The organism is Mesorhizobium amorphae CCNWGS0123, assembly GCF_001686985.1.
Lineage (GTDB): Bacteria > Pseudomonadota > Alphaproteobacteria > Rhizobiales > Rhizobiaceae > Mesorhizobium > Mesorhizobium amorphae.
In genome coordinates, this window is sequence record NZ_CP015322.1 from 609,227 (window position 1) to 623,592 (window position 14,366).

Annotated in this window: 16 protein-coding genes and 1 pseudogene; 9 read left to right on the plus strand and 8 right to left on the minus strand. The window is 60.1% G+C overall.

The window, feature by feature from the left end; translation table 11 throughout:
• Nucleotides 1-328 precede the first annotated feature (328 nt).
• Nucleotides 329-403, plus strand: coding sequence for an Lrp/AsnC ligand binding domain-containing protein (locus A6B35_RS36970; RefSeq protein WP_244426006.1), 75 nt, complete (start codon nt 329-331; stop codon nt 401-403).
• 134 nt (nt 404-537) lie between these two features.
• On the opposite strand, the gene A6B35_RS32715 is transcribed toward A6B35_RS36970, so the two are convergent.
• From A6B35_RS32715 to A6B35_RS32750, 8 genes are all read right to left on the minus strand, one after another.
• Nucleotides 538-1,350, minus strand: coding sequence for a 2-keto-4-pentenoate hydratase (locus A6B35_RS32715; RefSeq protein ID WP_006204327.1), 813 nt, complete (start codon nt 1,348-1,350; stop codon nt 538-540).
• A gap of 21 nt (nt 1,351-1,371) precedes the next feature.
• The gene (locus A6B35_RS32720; protein ID WP_006204328.1) at nt 1,372-2,109 is read right to left on the minus strand and encodes an ABC transporter ATP-binding protein; all 738 of its coding nucleotides are present in this window, start codon (nt 2,107-2,109) and stop codon (nt 1,372-1,374) included.
• Nucleotides 2,106-2,873: an ABC transporter ATP-binding protein gene (locus tag A6B35_RS32725; RefSeq protein ID WP_006204329.1), complete on the minus strand. Its 768-nt coding sequence runs from the start codon at nt 2,871-2,873 to the stop codon at nt 2,106-2,108. Before A6B35_RS32725 ends, A6B35_RS32720 begins: the two co-directional genes overlap by 4 nt.
• Nucleotides 2,870-3,739: a branched-chain amino acid ABC transporter permease gene (locus A6B35_RS32730; RefSeq protein ID WP_006204330.1), complete on the minus strand. Its 870-nt coding sequence runs from the start codon at nt 3,737-3,739 to the stop codon at nt 2,870-2,872. The genes A6B35_RS32725 and A6B35_RS32730 overlap by 4 nt, the downstream gene beginning before the upstream one ends.
• Nucleotides 3,736-4,602 carry a branched-chain amino acid ABC transporter permease gene (locus A6B35_RS32735; protein WP_006204331.1) on the minus strand — a complete coding sequence of 289 codons (867 nt, stop codon included), beginning with the start codon at nt 4,600-4,602 and terminating at the stop codon, nt 3,736-3,738. The genes A6B35_RS32730 and A6B35_RS32735 overlap by 4 nt, the downstream gene beginning before the upstream one ends.
• Nucleotides 4,603-4,764: 162 nt before the next feature.
• A complete protein-coding gene (locus A6B35_RS32740) occupies nt 4,765-6,015 on the minus strand; it encodes an ABC transporter substrate-binding protein (RefSeq protein WP_006204332.1) in 1,251 nt (416 codons plus the stop codon).
• Between the two features lie 89 nt (nt 6,016-6,104).
• The gene (locus tag A6B35_RS32745) at nt 6,105-7,241 is read right to left on the minus strand and encodes a M24 family metallopeptidase (protein ID WP_157999218.1); all 1,137 of its coding nucleotides are present in this window, start codon (nt 7,239-7,241) and stop codon (nt 6,105-6,107) included.
• A 35-nt stretch (nt 7,242-7,276) separates the two neighbouring features.
• The gene (locus tag A6B35_RS32750) at nt 7,277-7,714 is read right to left on the minus strand and encodes an Lrp/AsnC family transcriptional regulator (protein WP_157999219.1); all 438 of its coding nucleotides are present in this window, start codon (nt 7,712-7,714) and stop codon (nt 7,277-7,279) included.
• Between the two features lie 280 nt (nt 7,715-7,994).
• On the opposite strand from A6B35_RS32750, the gene A6B35_RS32755 reads away from it, so the two are divergent.
• From A6B35_RS32755 to A6B35_RS32785, 8 genes and pseudogenes are all read left to right on the plus strand, one after another.
• Nucleotides 7,995-8,654: an NAD(P)H-dependent oxidoreductase gene (locus A6B35_RS32755; RefSeq protein ID WP_157999220.1), complete on the plus strand. Its 660-nt coding sequence runs from the start codon at nt 7,995-7,997 to the stop codon at nt 8,652-8,654.
• A gap of 25 nt (nt 8,655-8,679) precedes the next feature.
• Nucleotides 8,680-9,879 (plus strand): LLM class flavin-dependent oxidoreductase, encoded by a 1,200-nt coding sequence (locus tag A6B35_RS32760; protein ID WP_065518392.1) that lies wholly within the window; start codon nt 8,680-8,682, stop codon nt 9,877-9,879.
• On the plus strand, nt 9,864-10,667 hold the full coding sequence (locus A6B35_RS32765; RefSeq protein ID WP_006204337.1) for an alpha/beta fold hydrolase: 804 nt from the start codon (nt 9,864-9,866) through the stop codon (nt 10,665-10,667). Before A6B35_RS32760 ends, A6B35_RS32765 begins: the two co-directional genes overlap by 16 nt.
• A gap of 28 nt (nt 10,668-10,695) precedes the next feature.
• Nucleotides 10,696-11,142, plus strand: coding sequence for a cupin domain-containing protein (locus A6B35_RS32770; RefSeq protein ID WP_006204338.1), 447 nt, complete (start codon nt 10,696-10,698; stop codon nt 11,140-11,142).
• Nucleotides 11,143-11,199: 57 nt separating this feature from the next.
• Nucleotides 11,200-12,207: an MBL fold metallo-hydrolase gene (locus A6B35_RS32775; protein WP_006204339.1), complete on the plus strand. Its 1,008-nt coding sequence runs from the start codon at nt 11,200-11,202 to the stop codon at nt 12,205-12,207.
• A 15-nt stretch (nt 12,208-12,222) separates the two neighbouring features.
• A complete protein-coding gene (locus A6B35_RS32780) occupies nt 12,223-13,032 on the plus strand; it encodes an SDR family NAD(P)-dependent oxidoreductase (protein WP_157999221.1) in 810 nt (269 codons plus the stop codon).
• Nucleotides 13,033-13,206: 174 nt separating this feature from the next.
• A pseudogene (locus A6B35_RS37665) lies at nt 13,207-13,293 on the plus strand (twin-arginine translocation signal domain-containing protein); the annotation flags it as partial.
• Nucleotides 13,294-13,392: 99 nt separating this feature from the next.
• Nucleotides 13,393-14,355 carry an ABC transporter substrate-binding protein gene (locus A6B35_RS32785; protein ID WP_244426005.1) on the plus strand — a complete coding sequence of 321 codons (963 nt, stop codon included), beginning with the start codon at nt 13,393-13,395 and terminating at the stop codon, nt 14,353-14,355.
• Nucleotides 14,356-14,366: the final 11 nt, after the last annotated feature.

Below are 14,366 nucleotides of genomic sequence, written 5' to 3' on the forward strand. Positions count from 1 at the left end.
GGCAATGCCTGCCTGATGCTCGTCTGCGGAAAGCCAGAAGACGGGCTTCCGTTCCCCACGTCGAAATGGCACGAGCCAACTTCCGTGCAGCTCGACAATCTCATGCCCCAGCAGGAAATCTCCCGCGGTGTAGGCCCTTCGGCGCCAGCGGTAGCGCGCCGCCTTCAAACGGCTTCGCTCCACCGGATAATCAAGAAGAAGGACATCTCTGTCGTAAACGAGAGGGCGATTGGGCGCCCCCTGACGGTTATCGCGGAGGTGACGACCGAAACAGGAAAGACTGGATCTGATCGACGAGATAAAAAAGCGTTTCGCGAGCTGTCCACAGGTGCAGCAGTGCTACTGCATCACTGGCGAGACGGACTTTGTGCTTATCATGAATGCCAGCGACATGGATGAGTAAACGGCACTGATGCGCCAATCGTTCTTCGAGGGCGGAAATGTGACGAGCTTCGAAGCTGCGTTGCAATGGAGAAAGCCGACGGCCGATCCCGCTTTTGTCTCACCTGCGCATCGGAATGGTTTCGTCTTGATATTCTAGACTAGATCCAAGCTTATATCCTTGAACGGAATTTCCAAAGGCTGTGCTCGCCACCGCTGTCCCGACTGAGCCGGTAGAGCTACGGTCAAAGTGCCTGTGGTAACGATGTCTCCCGATTTGAGGGGTTGACCGCCAAAGCGCTCCAGTTCTCGTACCAAATAGGCTAATGCGGCGAGAGGGCTACCCAGGACCTGCGACCCACCACCCACCGCCGCGGAACCGTTTTCACAAGCAAGCGTCACCGAAAAGCTATGCAGTTGCTTTCCCCATCGCTCGCGGTCACTTTTGATTGAGTGCCGGGAGCCGAGAAGTAGGGCAACATGAACACCCGTTGCCGCAGCATCTGCGACATTGAAACGCCATTCTGGAAAGATCGACGTGCAAACCTCGAAGCCGAGTGCTGCCCATTCCACACACGAGAGAAGATCGTGTTCGTCCATGCGAGGGTCCGGAGGTGCGCACAAGCCGAGCGCGACTTCAGCCTCCATTCTGACGTTCGGCCAATGCGCTACCGCAAGGCTCGTCTTCACGCCTAGATCGAACGTTGTTTGGTCGTAGAGGTAATTCCAGATTGGCCCGCTGATCCCGTAGCCGGCCCACGCGGCAGAGTTGGTAAAGCCAATCTTGCGGCCGACTATTCGCTCACCATTTGCCTCGCGTCTGCGTCTTATCTCTTCGACAACCCAGTATGCATCCGCCAGTCCAAAGTTTGGATAACGGGACGTAAAAGGTGAGACCTCTCGCAGGACATCGCGTGTATTCTGAACTTCATCCGCAATATCCGATAAGATATTCTTGGGAAGCTGCACTTAAACCTCCTACACGATGCGTCAAGGCTTCTCCGCCCCGTCGCCGGCACCGAGATAGATGCGGCCGACCTCCGGATTGCTGGCGATGGAAACAGCGATCCCGTCCAGCCTGTTGCGCCCTTCGGCGAGCACGTAACAGCGATCCGAGATAGCTAGCGCCTTGTGCGCATTCTGCTCGACCAGCACCACGCTAACGCCGCCCTCGGAGCTGATCGTACGGATGTGCCCGAAAACCTCGTCGGTTGCCTTAGGAGAGAGGCCGGCACTCGGCTCGTCAAGAAGCAGCACTTTGGGGGATGCCATCAGGGCGCGACCGAGGGCCACGATCTGTTGCTGACCTCCGCTCAGCCGGCCGGCGGTGGCGCTCCAATAATCGCCGAGCGTCGGCAGGATTTTGCGTACCGCATCCTGCCGCTCGCGAACGGGACCGGGCACCGCGACGAGGCCCATGCGCAGATTCTCCTCAGTCGTCATGGTCGCGAAGACGTTCCTGACCTGCGGCACATAGCCCAGCCCGGCACGCAGACGCTCGCGCGTCGCGGTGTTGGTGATATCGTGTCCGGCAAGGGAAATCTTGCCTGCAGTTGGGTGGATGACGCCGACCAGCGTCTTCAGGAGTGTCGACTTGCCGCAACCGTTCGGGCCAATGACGGTGACGATCTCGCCTGGCGCTACGCGTATGCTGATACCGTGCAGAATCTGCATTTCGCCGTAGCCGGCCACCAAGCCATCGGCGACGAGAATGTCGCTCCCGCTCATGCATCTACCCCGCCGAGATAAGCGTCAAGCACCTGCTTGTTCTGCTGGATTTCCGCCGGCGTACCGGCGGCAATGACGTGACCCCGGTCGAGCACGACCACCCGCTCGCAGAGTTCCATAATGACGTTCATGTTGTGCTCGATGATGAGCAGCGTGATGCCCGAGGCGTGCACCTTCTGCATGACTTTCATCAGGTGCCGGATTAGGGTCGGGTTAACGCCTGCTGTCGGCTCGTCGAGCAGCATCAGCCGCGGTCGGCTCATCAAGCAGCGGGCAAGCTCGAGCAACTTCTTCTGGCCGCCTGAGAGACGCGCCGCGGCAATGTCGGCCTTTTCGGCGAGCCCGACCGTCTCCAACACCTCACGGGCGGCTGCCTCGTTGACTTGCTCTTCCTGTCTGACCCGCGCGCCTGGCAGAAGGACGGAGAGGAGCCGGTCGCCGAATTGGCCTTCCGGCACCAGCATCAGGTTTTCCAGCACCGACATCTCCTTCAGCTCTCGTGGGATCTGGAAGGTACGGCGTAGCCCGCGCCGCGCGACCTCGTATGCGCCCAGGCCCTCGATGCGCCGCCCGCCAAACCGGATCTGGCCGGAATCGGGCTTGGTGAAGCCGCTGATGATGCTGAAGAGCGTGGTCTTGCCCGCACCGTTAGGGCCGATCAGGCCAGTGATCGATCCCTCTCGGACCGATAGCTCGCAACGGTCGACGGCCTGGAGGCCGCCGAAGCGTTTGTTCAACCCGGCAATCTCCAGAAGGTTGCTCACGCGCGCCTCCCGGGACCGTAGCGAACCGCCACGATTATCATTAGCGCCAGGCCAAGCGCCATCAGGCGAAGTGCGGCCAACTGCACACCGTCGACGACGGTGATGTAGTCCTTGAGAAGTCGCGTGCCTTCGAGAAGGACGGCAACGACCGCCGTTCCCGCGAGCGTGCCCAGGGTGGAACCTTGCCGGCCAAGCAGCACGGCCGCAAGCACATAGATCGAGACATTAGGGCCAAACATGTCAGGTGAGATGTAAGTGAGGTAGCTCGCGAACAACGCGCCACCTATGCCTGCGAGCGCAGCGCCGAGCACGAATGCGAGCGTCTTGTAAGTAAGGGTCGGCTTGCCGATGGATGCGACCACGGTCTCGTCCTCACGGATTGCGCGCAGCGTCCGGCCTATCGGGAAGTGTGCCAGCCTTTGACTAAACCAGAAAGCGACGGCGAGCAGCACGGCGGCAATCACCAGGAAGGAAGTTTCTGAATCGAGGCCTGGAATGGTGACGGGCCGCGGTATGCCGGCGATGCCGTCCGGGCCACCAGCGAGCCACTTTTCGTTGAGAAAGATCAGCCGCACGAATTCGGAGAACCCCAACGTGACAATGGCGAGATAGTCTTCGCGCAAGCGTGGCGTAAACAGCGCCACCGCACCGCCGAGCGAGCCGCTGACCAGCGCAGCCAGAACGAGAGCAGGCAGCAACGGCAACCCGGCCTGCGTGGTGAGTGCCGCGCAATAGGCGCCGACCGCGAAGAATGCGACCTGGCCGAGATTGATCAAACCAGTGAGGCCCCACTGGATGTTGAGGCCGAGCGCCACGAAGCCGTAGATCACGGCAAAGATGAGGATGGCAACAAGATAGGCTGTCATCGCTCAATTCCCCCCGTCCGGATGAGGCCCGTAGGTCTGACCAGCAGCACCAGCGCCAGCACCAGAAAGGCGAGCGCTGTCTTGTAGGTGACCGGCAGCAGCAACAGGCTGAATTCCGACACCGTCGCGAGAAGCAGAGCCGCAAGTGCGGCGCCGGTAACGCTGCCCAGTCCACCCAAAATGGCGACGGCAAAGAGTGGGATCAACACCCGCCAGCCGAGAAGTGGGGTGAGCGAGGTCTCCGTGGCAAGCGCCACCCCGCCGATGGCCGCGAGGAAGCCGCTGGCAAAGATGATGCCGCCATAGACGACTTCCGGCCGGATGCCGGTGACAACCGCGAGCTCTGGATTGGTGGAAGTGGCGCGCACAGCGCGGCCGAAGGAGGTCCAGCGCAGCGCCGCGATCCCAAATACCAGGATGACCGCGACGGCGCCGATCATGGCCGCTTGCGTCGGCGTGACGATGAAGCCGGCGAACACGAAGGGACGCGCAAGCTCGATGGGATACTGATGCACGTCATTGCCCCAAATGAAGCGGACGCCGTTCTGCAGGAAGAGCATCAGGCCAAGCGAGAGGAGCACTGGCGGCAGCGTGCCCGCGGCGCGCACGAAACGAAAGATCGTCTGGTCGACTGCGAGCGCGATTAGCCCTGTTAGCACGGCCGCCAGAAGTGCCGAAAGCCACAGCGGCACGGAGAAGCCACACAGTAACAACGCCAGATAGGCGCCAAGCGTCATGAATTCGGGAATGGCGAAATTCGGGTAACGCAGAACTCCGTAGATCAACGATATCGCCGCCGCGGGCAGCGTCCAGATCGCGGCCGAGACCAGCGCCGAGACGAGATAGATTTGCAACTCATCCACAATAGCGTTTCCTAGCCTCCAGCTCCGCCTGCCGGCAGCGCCTCCGATGAAATCGCACGCGGGTACGGATTTAAAGCCCACCGCCGTTTGGTCGAGGTCAGGTGCTGCTTGTCATCCTTACCCCCTCCCCGCAAACGGGGAGAGGGATTGTCAGCGTCTCGTCTAGAACACAACGTCCTTGACCGCGCCGATGGGCATGATCTTGCCGTCCTTCACTTGCGACACGCGGAAATTGGCCTTAGCGATATTGCCGTTCGCATCGAAGTCGATCGCCCCTGAGGCGCCTTCGTAGTTCACCTGCTCACCTGTGCGCAGCGCCTTGATGCCCTCTGCGAAAGAGGTCACTTTGGCGCCGTCGGGCCCGGAGACTTTTCTGACGGCGTCATTGAGCGCAGTGCCGTCGGTCGACTTGGCCGCCTCAATGGCAAGCGCGAGCAGGACCAGCTGGTCGTAGGCCTGCGCGCCGAAGGAATAGTAGCGGTCGCCGCCAAGCGCCTTGGCAAGGCGATCATAGGCGGGCGAACCCTCGGCCACGCCCTCTTCGACCAATAGCAGTCCTTCCGCGGCAGGCCCGGCATTCTTGATGAGCTCGGGGCTCACCGCAAAGCCGGGCACGATAAAGCGTCCGGAAAGACCGAGCTGGTAGGCAGCCTTTAGAATGGCGGTGATGTCGGGCTCGTAGCCGGAGATATGGATGAAGTCCGGCTGATCAACGAAGGCGCGCGTCACCTCGGAGCGGAACGTGGTCTGGTCCTCATTGTAGGTGGTGAAGCTCATCACCTTCCCTCCCCGCTCCTCGAAACGCTGGCGGAATGCCGCGACCGTCATCTGCGTGAAGGGCACATTGAGGCCAAGCACGGCGGCCTTCTTCCAGCCCTGGCTGTTGGCGTATTCGGCATAAGCTTTGCCAAACAGAAGGTCGTCTGGCTCCGTGCGGAACAGATGACCCTTCTTCTGTACCTCGGTGATGCGGCTGGCGCCGGAGGTCGAGAGCTGGATGAGCTTCTTCTCTTGCACGATCGGCGCCACCGCAAGCGTGACACTGCTCGCCCAGGTGCCGACGATCGCGGACACCTTGTCGACATCGACCAGCTTGCGCGCACCGCGCACGGCTGCTTCAGGGCTGGTCTCGTCGTTTTCCACCACGAGCACGATCTTGCGACCGAGCGGACCGCCGGCCGCATTGATCTCCTCGAGTGCCACCTTCGCCGAGGTGAGCATCTCCTGCCCGAAACTACCGCCGGCCCCCGACAACGGCATCAGAGCGCCGACTTTGATGTCGCCATCCTGAGCCCAAGCTGCGCTCAGACCCGGCAGGGCGGTTGCGGCTACCGCTCCGGCGCTGATGGCCAGCAGCGAGCGGCGACTGATGGAGCCGCCCAATGGACGGCGCTTCGTGAAGTCGCTTTTCATCGTTTTTACTCCCCTTTGTTACTAAACTCTACGCTGAGCCCGCGGCAGCCTTGGGAGGATGACGCCGGGGGATCGGCCGGATTCTGTTCTCAAAAGCCGATGTCGCGTGGGAAATCGGTGATGCAGCGGGACCCGGTTTCCGTGACGATCAGCACATCGGAGTGACGGAAGCCACCGAGGCCCGGAATGTAGACGCCCGGCTCGACCGAGTTCGCCATGTTGGGCAGGAGCTTGGTCTTGTTGTAAAGACGCAGTTCTCCCTTCTCCTCGCGGCTGGCGGAGCCGATCATGATGCCGTGGGCATGCCCGGTGCCGTGGCGGATATACTTGACCAGGTCGTATTTCTGCAGAATCCCGCGCGTCAGCATATCGATGTCCGACATGGCGACACCCGGCTTCAGGGCTTCCTTGCCCGCGTCGAACGCCTCGTTGACGGCATCGAGCGTCCTCCTGATCTCAGGTGTAGGCTCGCCATAGACGAAGGTGCGCTCCAGCTCCGCGCAATAGCCCCAGACGACCGGAAAGATGTTGAGCGATACGAGATCGCCGCGCTTCAGGCGGCGGCTGGTCGGGTGCAGATGCGGTACCATAGTGTGGTCAGCGAATTGGGCATAGGCGTAGGTGCTGGTTAGTCCGTTGTCGGACAGGGCGCCCATCGCCTTGTTCACCGCCGCGACCGCATGGGCGGCCACCGCAAGTTCGGTGACGTTGTCCTGCATGGCCTCTAGGAAGGCGTCGGCGCCGATCTTGGCGAGGTCCGCGCCCAATTCAAGCAGGCGGATCTCCTCGTCCGACTTGATCAGCCGCAACTCCTCCAGCCATGGGCCGACTTCGACGAGTTCTGCCTCGGGAAAGCGGGCCTGAAAGGCGCGGAACAGACCGACTGGCAGCAGAGCTTCCTCGATGCCCAGCCTTATCCTGGCGGAGCCGCGGCGCGCGATGAAGTCTGCGCAGAGCTTGAGGCTCGCCTGCACGACATTCTCATCATCGCCATAGGCCATCACCTCGTCGAAGGAGCTGTGCTCCTCCATGTTCTCAGTCTCGATAGCCGCACCGCAGACCGCGCTCGACCCCGATGCCGGCAGAATCGCCCACATCGGCCGTCCCCATTCCGACAGCAGCGGCACGCCGCTCATGTAGAAGACGCTGTCGGCGGTGTGCAGGAATGCGACATCGACGCGCTCCGCGGCGAGCTTTCTGCGGAGAGCATCGATACGACGTGTCATTTCCTGTTTCGAGAAGGCTGGCATTTCAAACTCCACTAGGGTTTGTTGTCTTGAGATTCATTGTTCGGTCCGTCTTCGAGACCGGCGACGCCGATCAGGCCGTCGGTCTTGATGTTCTGGAGGATCATCAGCGAGTTGGAATCCTTGATCCCGTCGACCGCAGCGAGCTCAACCAGGATGAAGTCGTAGAGATCGCGCAGCGTCTCGAAGCAGGCCTTGATGATCAAGTCGTAGGGACCTGTCGTCACGGCGACACTGTCGACGAACGAATATTGCTGCAGCACCTTCGCCACTTTGATGATGGCGTTACGCTCCACGTCAATGCCGATGAAGGCCGAGGCCTCGTAGCCGAGATCGACGGGATCGGCGGTGGCGCGAATGCGCACCCTACCCTCCTGAGTAAGCTGGCTCAGCTTCTTGCGCACAGTCGGCTCGCTGATGGACAACCGCCTAGCCATCTCGGCGGTCGGCATGCGGCCGTCCTCTTGCAAGAGACGGATGATGAGCCTTTCGGTTTGATCAAGCGGTTTTGGCTTCATGTTCTCAATTCAGGTAATTTGTTCGTTCATATCTTCCATAATCCGAAACTTTTTGCAACGTATTATTTCGGCTTCCATATTTTTCGGCGCGCCAGACTCAAAATGGGCGCGAGCGCGGCGTCCAAACGCAATCCTGCTTACCGACCGATCTAACAGCGACAACCGACAAAGCGCTCTCATAGAGTCGACAGCGTTCACCCCTCCATTTGGCGGGGTGGAACTGCCGCTGCCTTCGGCCGATGATTGCCTTGCAGACAAATTGCGAGCAGGCGGCAAGCGTATGACAAGATTGAGAGTCGTGGCATTCAGCGGCAATTTTCGCCGGCCTTCCAAGACATTGGCGCTGACGAACGCGATCGTCAGTCAATTGGCGCAGAAGACCAGCGCTGAGATCGTCACCTATGATCTCCTGGACCTGGATGAATCTGTTTGCACTTTCGATCGCGCCGACCTGAGCCAGCAATCGGCCCGCATCATCGGCGAGCTCGAGAGCGCAGACGCCCTGATCGTGGCGACCCCCATCTACAAGGGTGCCTATTGCGGGCTGATGAAGCATATCTTCGACCTTCTTCCAGCCGATGCCCTTTGCGAAACGCCGGTACTGATCAGCGCCAACGGCGGGGGGCCGCGGCATGCCCTAGTGATCGAGCATCAGCTGCGGCCGCTGTTTGGCTTCTTCGAAGCAGATACGCTTCCGACATGCGTCTATTCCTGCGAAGCCGACTTCAAGGAAGACAAGATCGTCGATCCGGGAGTTCTAGCGCGGATCGACAAGGCGACCAATCAAATGGCGCATCGGCTCGACGAACTTGGCGAATTTTCGAGCGAAAGCTCCACTCTCGTTTCTGGGAAAAATCATGCCTATCCTGTCTGACACGAAATTCCTTGTCGCCCACTACATGCCCTACACCGACCTTCCTGATGAGTGCCTGGAACGGGACTCGCTTTGGGTCGACATCCCGAACGCCTACTACGATCCACACAAGGGTCATGCACTTTATGAACGCTACCTGGGCGAGGCGGTGCTGGCCGAGGAATTGGGCTTCGACGGGCTGTGCATAAACGAACATCACGCCACGCCAGCAAGCATGATGCCGGTGCCGTCCATAATCGCATCGGCGATCTTTGCCAGGACGGAGAAGTTGCGTGTCTGCATTATGGGCACGCCGCCCAATCTGGAGAACCCGCATCGCCTGGCCGAAGGCTATGCGATGCTTGACGTCATGTCAGGCGGTCGGCTCGAAGTCGCTATCCCGCTCGGCACCCCGATGGAATACTGGGTCAATCCCGTGGCGCCGGCGACGGCGCGAGACCGCCTGCATGAATCGATCGATATCATGCTGAAGTCCTGGGAGACGCAGACCGGCGAACCGAAGGGCTACGATGGCAAGTTCTATCATTACAAATATCTCAATGTGTGGCCCCGACCGATCCAGCAGCCGCATCCTCCCATCTTTCTCGTCGGCTCCGGGAGTCTCACAACGGTCGAGATGGCTGCACGGCTGGGTTTCGGATATGCCGCGACTTTCTCGCCGATTCCCAAGCAGATGAAGGCGCTGGAGATCTACCGACAGAAATCGGTCGAAGCCGGACATGACCCGGATCCCTCCAAATTCCCGCTTACCGCAATGGTCTACGTCGCGGACACCGACGAACAGGCGGTCGAAGAGATGACGCCTTGGGCCGATTTCTACTTTGGTCAGTTGCTCAAATCGGGCCGGTTTATCGAGTTGCCGGGATACATTCCCGTCGACGAATTCCGCCGGCGCGACGGGAAATTCATTCCCGAATCCCACGGTGTCTTCGACTGGAAGGCGATCGAGGCGGTCTACCGTGTCGTCGCAGGCTCACCAGAGACCGTCGCCAATCAACTGGAAAAATGGGCTGAAGAGACCGGGTCAAATCGGATCATCTGCGAAGTCCACATCGGAAACATGCCGCATGACAAAGTCGTCAGCAACATGACCAAGCTTGCCAAAGAGGTGATCCCGATTCTTGAGGAGCGACGCGACGGAGCCCCAAAGGTCGAACAGTCACCGCAATCGGCTTACCTCGATCCCCCGGAAATGATGAGATTTAGAAAATGGACGGGCCGGTGAACAAGAAAATCGTGGATATGAGCGGGTTCGACCGCTCGGAGTATGTCGTGTCCGGCGTCAGGACGGCCGTTTATTCGATCGGCTCAGGACGGCCCGTCATTTACCTTCACGGAGGCGGCACCTTCCCGGGTTTCGATTTCGTGCGCGAGTGGGCCAGGGACCGCCGTGTCATCGTCCCTTATCATCCCGGTTTCGGCGAGAGCGACGACGATCCCCGCATCGACGACGTTAGCGACTACATCTTCCACTACATCGACCTGTTCAATCAGATGGGGCTGGATGAAGTCGACATCGTCGCCCACTCGCTGGGAGCCTGGATCGCGGCCGAATATGCCTCTGTTCAGGCGCCGCGCATCGGCAGGCTCGTACTCGTGGCGCCGAACGGCGTGGTGATCCCGGAGTTCCCCAACCCCGACAGCTTCAAGATCCCAAAGGAGCAGCTCCACGAATATCTCACGGCCGATCCCTCGGTCGCGCTTCGATATTTCCCTGATGGCCACGACATCGACTTCCTGACGCTTGGCTTCCGCGAGTTGACGGCCTTCAGCCGAGTCGGCTGGGAGTATCCGCAGGGCAATCCAAAACTGCGCCAGCGCATACACCTGATTACCTGCCCGACGCTGCTCCTGTGGGGTCAGGAGGATCGGTTTTTTCCGGTGGGCGGTGCCAAGACGTGGCAGGAGCTTTTGCCGAAATCGGAACTGAGGATCCTCCCGAAAACCGGGCACCTCGTCTTGGGCGAGAACCCTGATGCGCCGGGCATCGTGCACGAGTTCCTGACACGCTGATATCCATCCCTGAAGAGGAGAAGTCCACATGAAACCTGAACCCGCCGGCATCACGCGCATGAAGGATGCCTATGAAGGGCGCGTCTGGAACATCCTCGGACAAACCTACACACTCAAGCATGTGACCGAGACTTCGATGCTTTGGTATGCCGAATTCCCGCCGGGAACGTTCGTGCCGCCGCATATCCATCCCACCCAGGACGAGCTGGTCATCGTTCTCGAAGGCGAGATCCATGCCGTGCTCGACGGAGTAGAGCAGGTTGCAGGCTACGGAGATACGGTCCGATTGCCGATGGGCATTCCGCATGGGCTGTTCAACAAGTCCGATAAGAAGGCTGAAGCTCTTTTCGTGGTCTCGCCGACCGGCGCGCTGTTCTCTCTGTTTGACAAAATCCACAACGTCGGCGACCCGGCTGAGGTGGTCCGCTTGGCCGCGCAGCATGAGATCAACTTTCTCCCGCCGCCAGCCGGCTGAGCGTCGGGCGCCCGGCGATCGCAAATGCCCGGTTAGTGTGCGTAAATGGGAGCACTTATGTCTTCGACCTGCAGCAATCACGCCAACAACAGCCAGATGTTTCGGCCGCCGATCGGCGATCTGTGGGACTATGCCGACATCTCGCGCGACAAGTGCATTGCGCCTGGATTGAAAGTACGCAACTGGATCCAGTACCAGGCGAGCGAGGAGTTCTACATCCAACGCCTGACAGATCGTGGCTATTTGGTCGGCGCCGCAGGTTACAACGCGGTTGCCGTGATCGGCGACAAGGGGGTGCTGCTGGTGAGCACCCAATCGGGCGTGGCGACCACCCACACGCTCAAGGGGTTGCGCACACTGACCGACCTGCCGGTCACGGACATCGTCTACACCCACTACCATATGGATCACATCGCCGGCACGCCCGAGATCGTAGCCGAGACCAAACAGCGCTTCGGTAGGGAAAGCCGGATCTGGGCGTCCTCGCTCACCGCGCGGCAGATCGACCGCTTTGGCCGTAAGGTACCGATGCCCACCAATGTCATCGAGGGCCATGACGGCGACTTCCTGTTCGAGGGCAAGCGGGTGCGCATCCGCACGCCTGAATACAACGGCCATTGCCTGGACAACGCGATCATCCATCTGCCGACCGAGGGCATCGTGCAGTTCGACGATATGGTCGAGCCGGAATGCATGCCCTTCCCCCATTTCGGCCCGCAGGAGAACTTGCGGAACTTCGAAGACAACATGATCGAACTGCAGGGGATGACCTGGGACTTCGTCAATGGTGGTCACGGCAATTTGGGCAGCCACGGCGACGTCAAATTCTACCTCGACTATTTCGACAAGATGCGCAACGCCACGGCGGCGCGCATGGAACGGCTCTCCACGACGGATTTTGTCGTGCCCACCTATTCGTACATGAGTGCCTGGGTGAATTATCTTGCTGCCGTCAGCGCCCTGGTCAAAGAGGACCTGCGCCCGGAATATGGCCTCTACTACGGATTCGAGGAAAGCGTCCCTACCCATGTCGAGATGATGATCAATCATCTTATCCTGTACTGAGGCATGAACGCGTCCATGACAGATCGCTTGCCGATTCCTCCTACCCTCGCCGGGAAGCGCGCTCTGGTGACCGGCGCCAGCCAGGGCTTGGGTCAGGATATGGCGGTGACCTTCGCCCAGGCAGGAGCCACGGTCGCAATTCACGGCCGAACACTTGGCGAGACAGAGGCAACGATCGAATTGGTCCGCAACCTCGGCGCAAACGCGCACGCGGTCGCAGCCGACTTCCTCGAGCCCGCAAGCATCAGGCCCATGGTCGAAGGGGCGATCAAGGCGATGGGCGGTCTGGACATCCTGGTGAACAATGCTGGGATCGGCGAGATTTCCACGCTGGAGGATATGGACGAGGCCCTCTGGGATCGCACCATTGCGATAAATCAGAAAGCGCCGTTCCTCGTCACCAAGGTAGCGGTCGAGACGATGCGGTCCAATGCCGATGGCGGACGCATCCTGTTCATCTCATCGACCGCGGCAAAAACCGCGGACGCCGGTTTTTCCGTCTATGCCACGGCAAAGGCCGGGCTCCTGGCCTTTGCTCGCTGCATTGCCCCTGAATTGGGTCCGCACGGGATCACGGTGAACGCCATCTGCCCGGGCTGGATCGACACCGCGTTGTCACGCGACCCGGTCAAAGCGATGGCAGAGGAGCTGAAAGTCCCCTTCGATCAGGTTTGGCAAATGACCATGGCGGACACCAACATGATGAAGGCTTTTCTCAAGCCGGCCGACATATCCCAGGCAGCGCTGTTCCTGGTGGGCCCCGGCGCCCGCCACATTACCGCGCAATCGCTGAATGTCTGTGCGGGATTGGCCTATTGGGGTTGAGACAGCGACGACCAAGAAGGTGGCGCGGAGAGTAGAATACGGAGCAGCAGTCCAGTTGCAAAAGCATGGTATGTCCTGCCGAGAATCGATCCATGGCGAAGCGTCCGATGGACATTTTCGGGGACGGGCAGAATAAAAAACAAAGAGGAATTACCTCAGAATGGGAGAGCAGACATGAAGACGTTGCAGCATTCGGTTCAACCGGGATTGCGGTTCGATCGGCGTGATTTCCTGAAGGCGTCGGGCGCGGCGGCACTTGGCCTCGCAGGCAGCGCAATGCTCGGCCGGTCCGCACTTGCGCAGAACATCGGTGGAACCCTCGACTATCTTGGGTGGCAGGGCGAGGAGATGCCCGGCGCAATGGGGGCCTTCGCCAAAGAACACGGCATCAAGATCAATCCGAGCTACATCGCTTCCATCGACGACGTCGATGCCCGCTATGCCGGCGGCGGCGGCAGCGGTTTCGACCTGCTGTCGACCACCACGTCAACGAGTGACCAATTGGAGAAGAATGGGCACGTACTGACGCCACTCGATCTCGAGCGGATACCGCGTCATGGAAATCTGGCGAACTACTTCACGCAGAATGCGCGTACGATCGGCATCGCCGACGCGGACGGCAAGTTGTTCGCGATACCACATTCGTTTGGGGTTTTCGGTATCACTTACGACAGCAAGGCCATCCCCGAGCCGAAGGCATGGACCGATCTGCTTGATCCGAAATTTAAGGGACGCATTACCATGCCGGGAGATCCCGGCGCCAACTTCACACTTGCCGCGCATATTCTCGGACACGATCCGTTCCGAACCCCGAAGGGCAAGATCGACGAGATTGCCGCGTTCATGAAGCAATTCATCGACCAGTCGAAGACCATCGCGCCGAGCTACGGCGACGTGGCGTCGCTTATCGGTTCGGGTGAAGTGGTCGCCTCCTTCCTCGGCTGGGCGGCGATCGATGTCTTTGCTGCTGCCGCCGGCAACAACAATGTGCGCACCAACATTACCCCGACGGACGGCACCTTTACCTTTGTCGAAGCTTATGTGATCCCGCAAGGGGCGGACAACGCCGAAACGGCCTATGCGTGGATCAACGAAGTGCTCGATCCAAAGGTCAACGCCGCCGCCGCGATGGAACTCGCCGCTGGTCCGACGGTAAAAGGTGCAGCCGCCTTCATCGATCGCGCCAAGAGCCTCTATCCGGTCGATGACGTCGATGCATTCCTGGCAAAACGCCCGGTTCTCCTGCAAGCCCCGATCGAATCCGACGAATTTATCACGCTGGGCGAATGGGTGGCGAAATTCCAAGAGCTTCTGGTCAAGTAAGTTAGCGAAGT

Excerpts from the sequence above, each read along its gene's own strand:
- A6B35_RS32750 (WP_157999219.1), bottom strand. The coding sequence starts at position 7,714 with ATGCCGACCGCCGAGATGGCTAGGCGGTTGTCCATCAGCGAGCCGACT.
- A6B35_RS32775 (WP_006204339.1), top strand. The coding sequence starts at position 11,200 with ATGTCTTCGACCTGCAGCAATCACGCCAACAACAGCCAGATGTTTCGG.
- A6B35_RS32785 (WP_244426005.1), top strand. The coding sequence starts at position 13,393 with ATGGGGGCCTTCGCCAAAGAACACGGCATCAAGATCAATCCGAGCTAC.
- A6B35_RS32720 (WP_006204328.1), bottom strand. The coding sequence starts at position 2,109 with ATGAGCGGGAGCGACATTCTCGTCGCCGATGGCTTGGTGGCCGGCTAC.
- A6B35_RS32765 (WP_006204337.1), top strand. The coding sequence starts at position 9,864 with ATGGACGGGCCGGTGAACAAGAAAATCGTGGATATGAGCGGGTTCGAC.
- A6B35_RS32780 (WP_157999221.1), top strand. The coding sequence starts at position 12,223 with ATGACAGATCGCTTGCCGATTCCTCCTACCCTCGCCGGGAAGCGCGCT.
- A6B35_RS32730 (WP_006204330.1), bottom strand. The coding sequence starts at position 3,739 with ATGACAGCCTATCTTGTTGCCATCCTCATCTTTGCCGTGATCTACGGC.
- A6B35_RS32770 (WP_006204338.1), top strand. The coding sequence starts at position 10,696 with ATGAAACCTGAACCCGCCGGCATCACGCGCATGAAGGATGCCTATGAA.
- A6B35_RS32760 (WP_065518392.1), top strand. The coding sequence starts at position 8,680 with ATGCCCTACACCGACCTTCCTGATGAGTGCCTGGAACGGGACTCGCTT.
- A6B35_RS32745 (WP_157999218.1), bottom strand. The coding sequence starts at position 7,241 with ATGACACGTCGTATCGATGCTCTCCGCAGAAAGCTCGCCGCGGAGCGC.
- A6B35_RS32740 (WP_006204332.1), bottom strand. The coding sequence starts at position 6,015 with ATGAAAAGCGACTTCACGAAGCGCCGTCCATTGGGCGGCTCCATCAGT.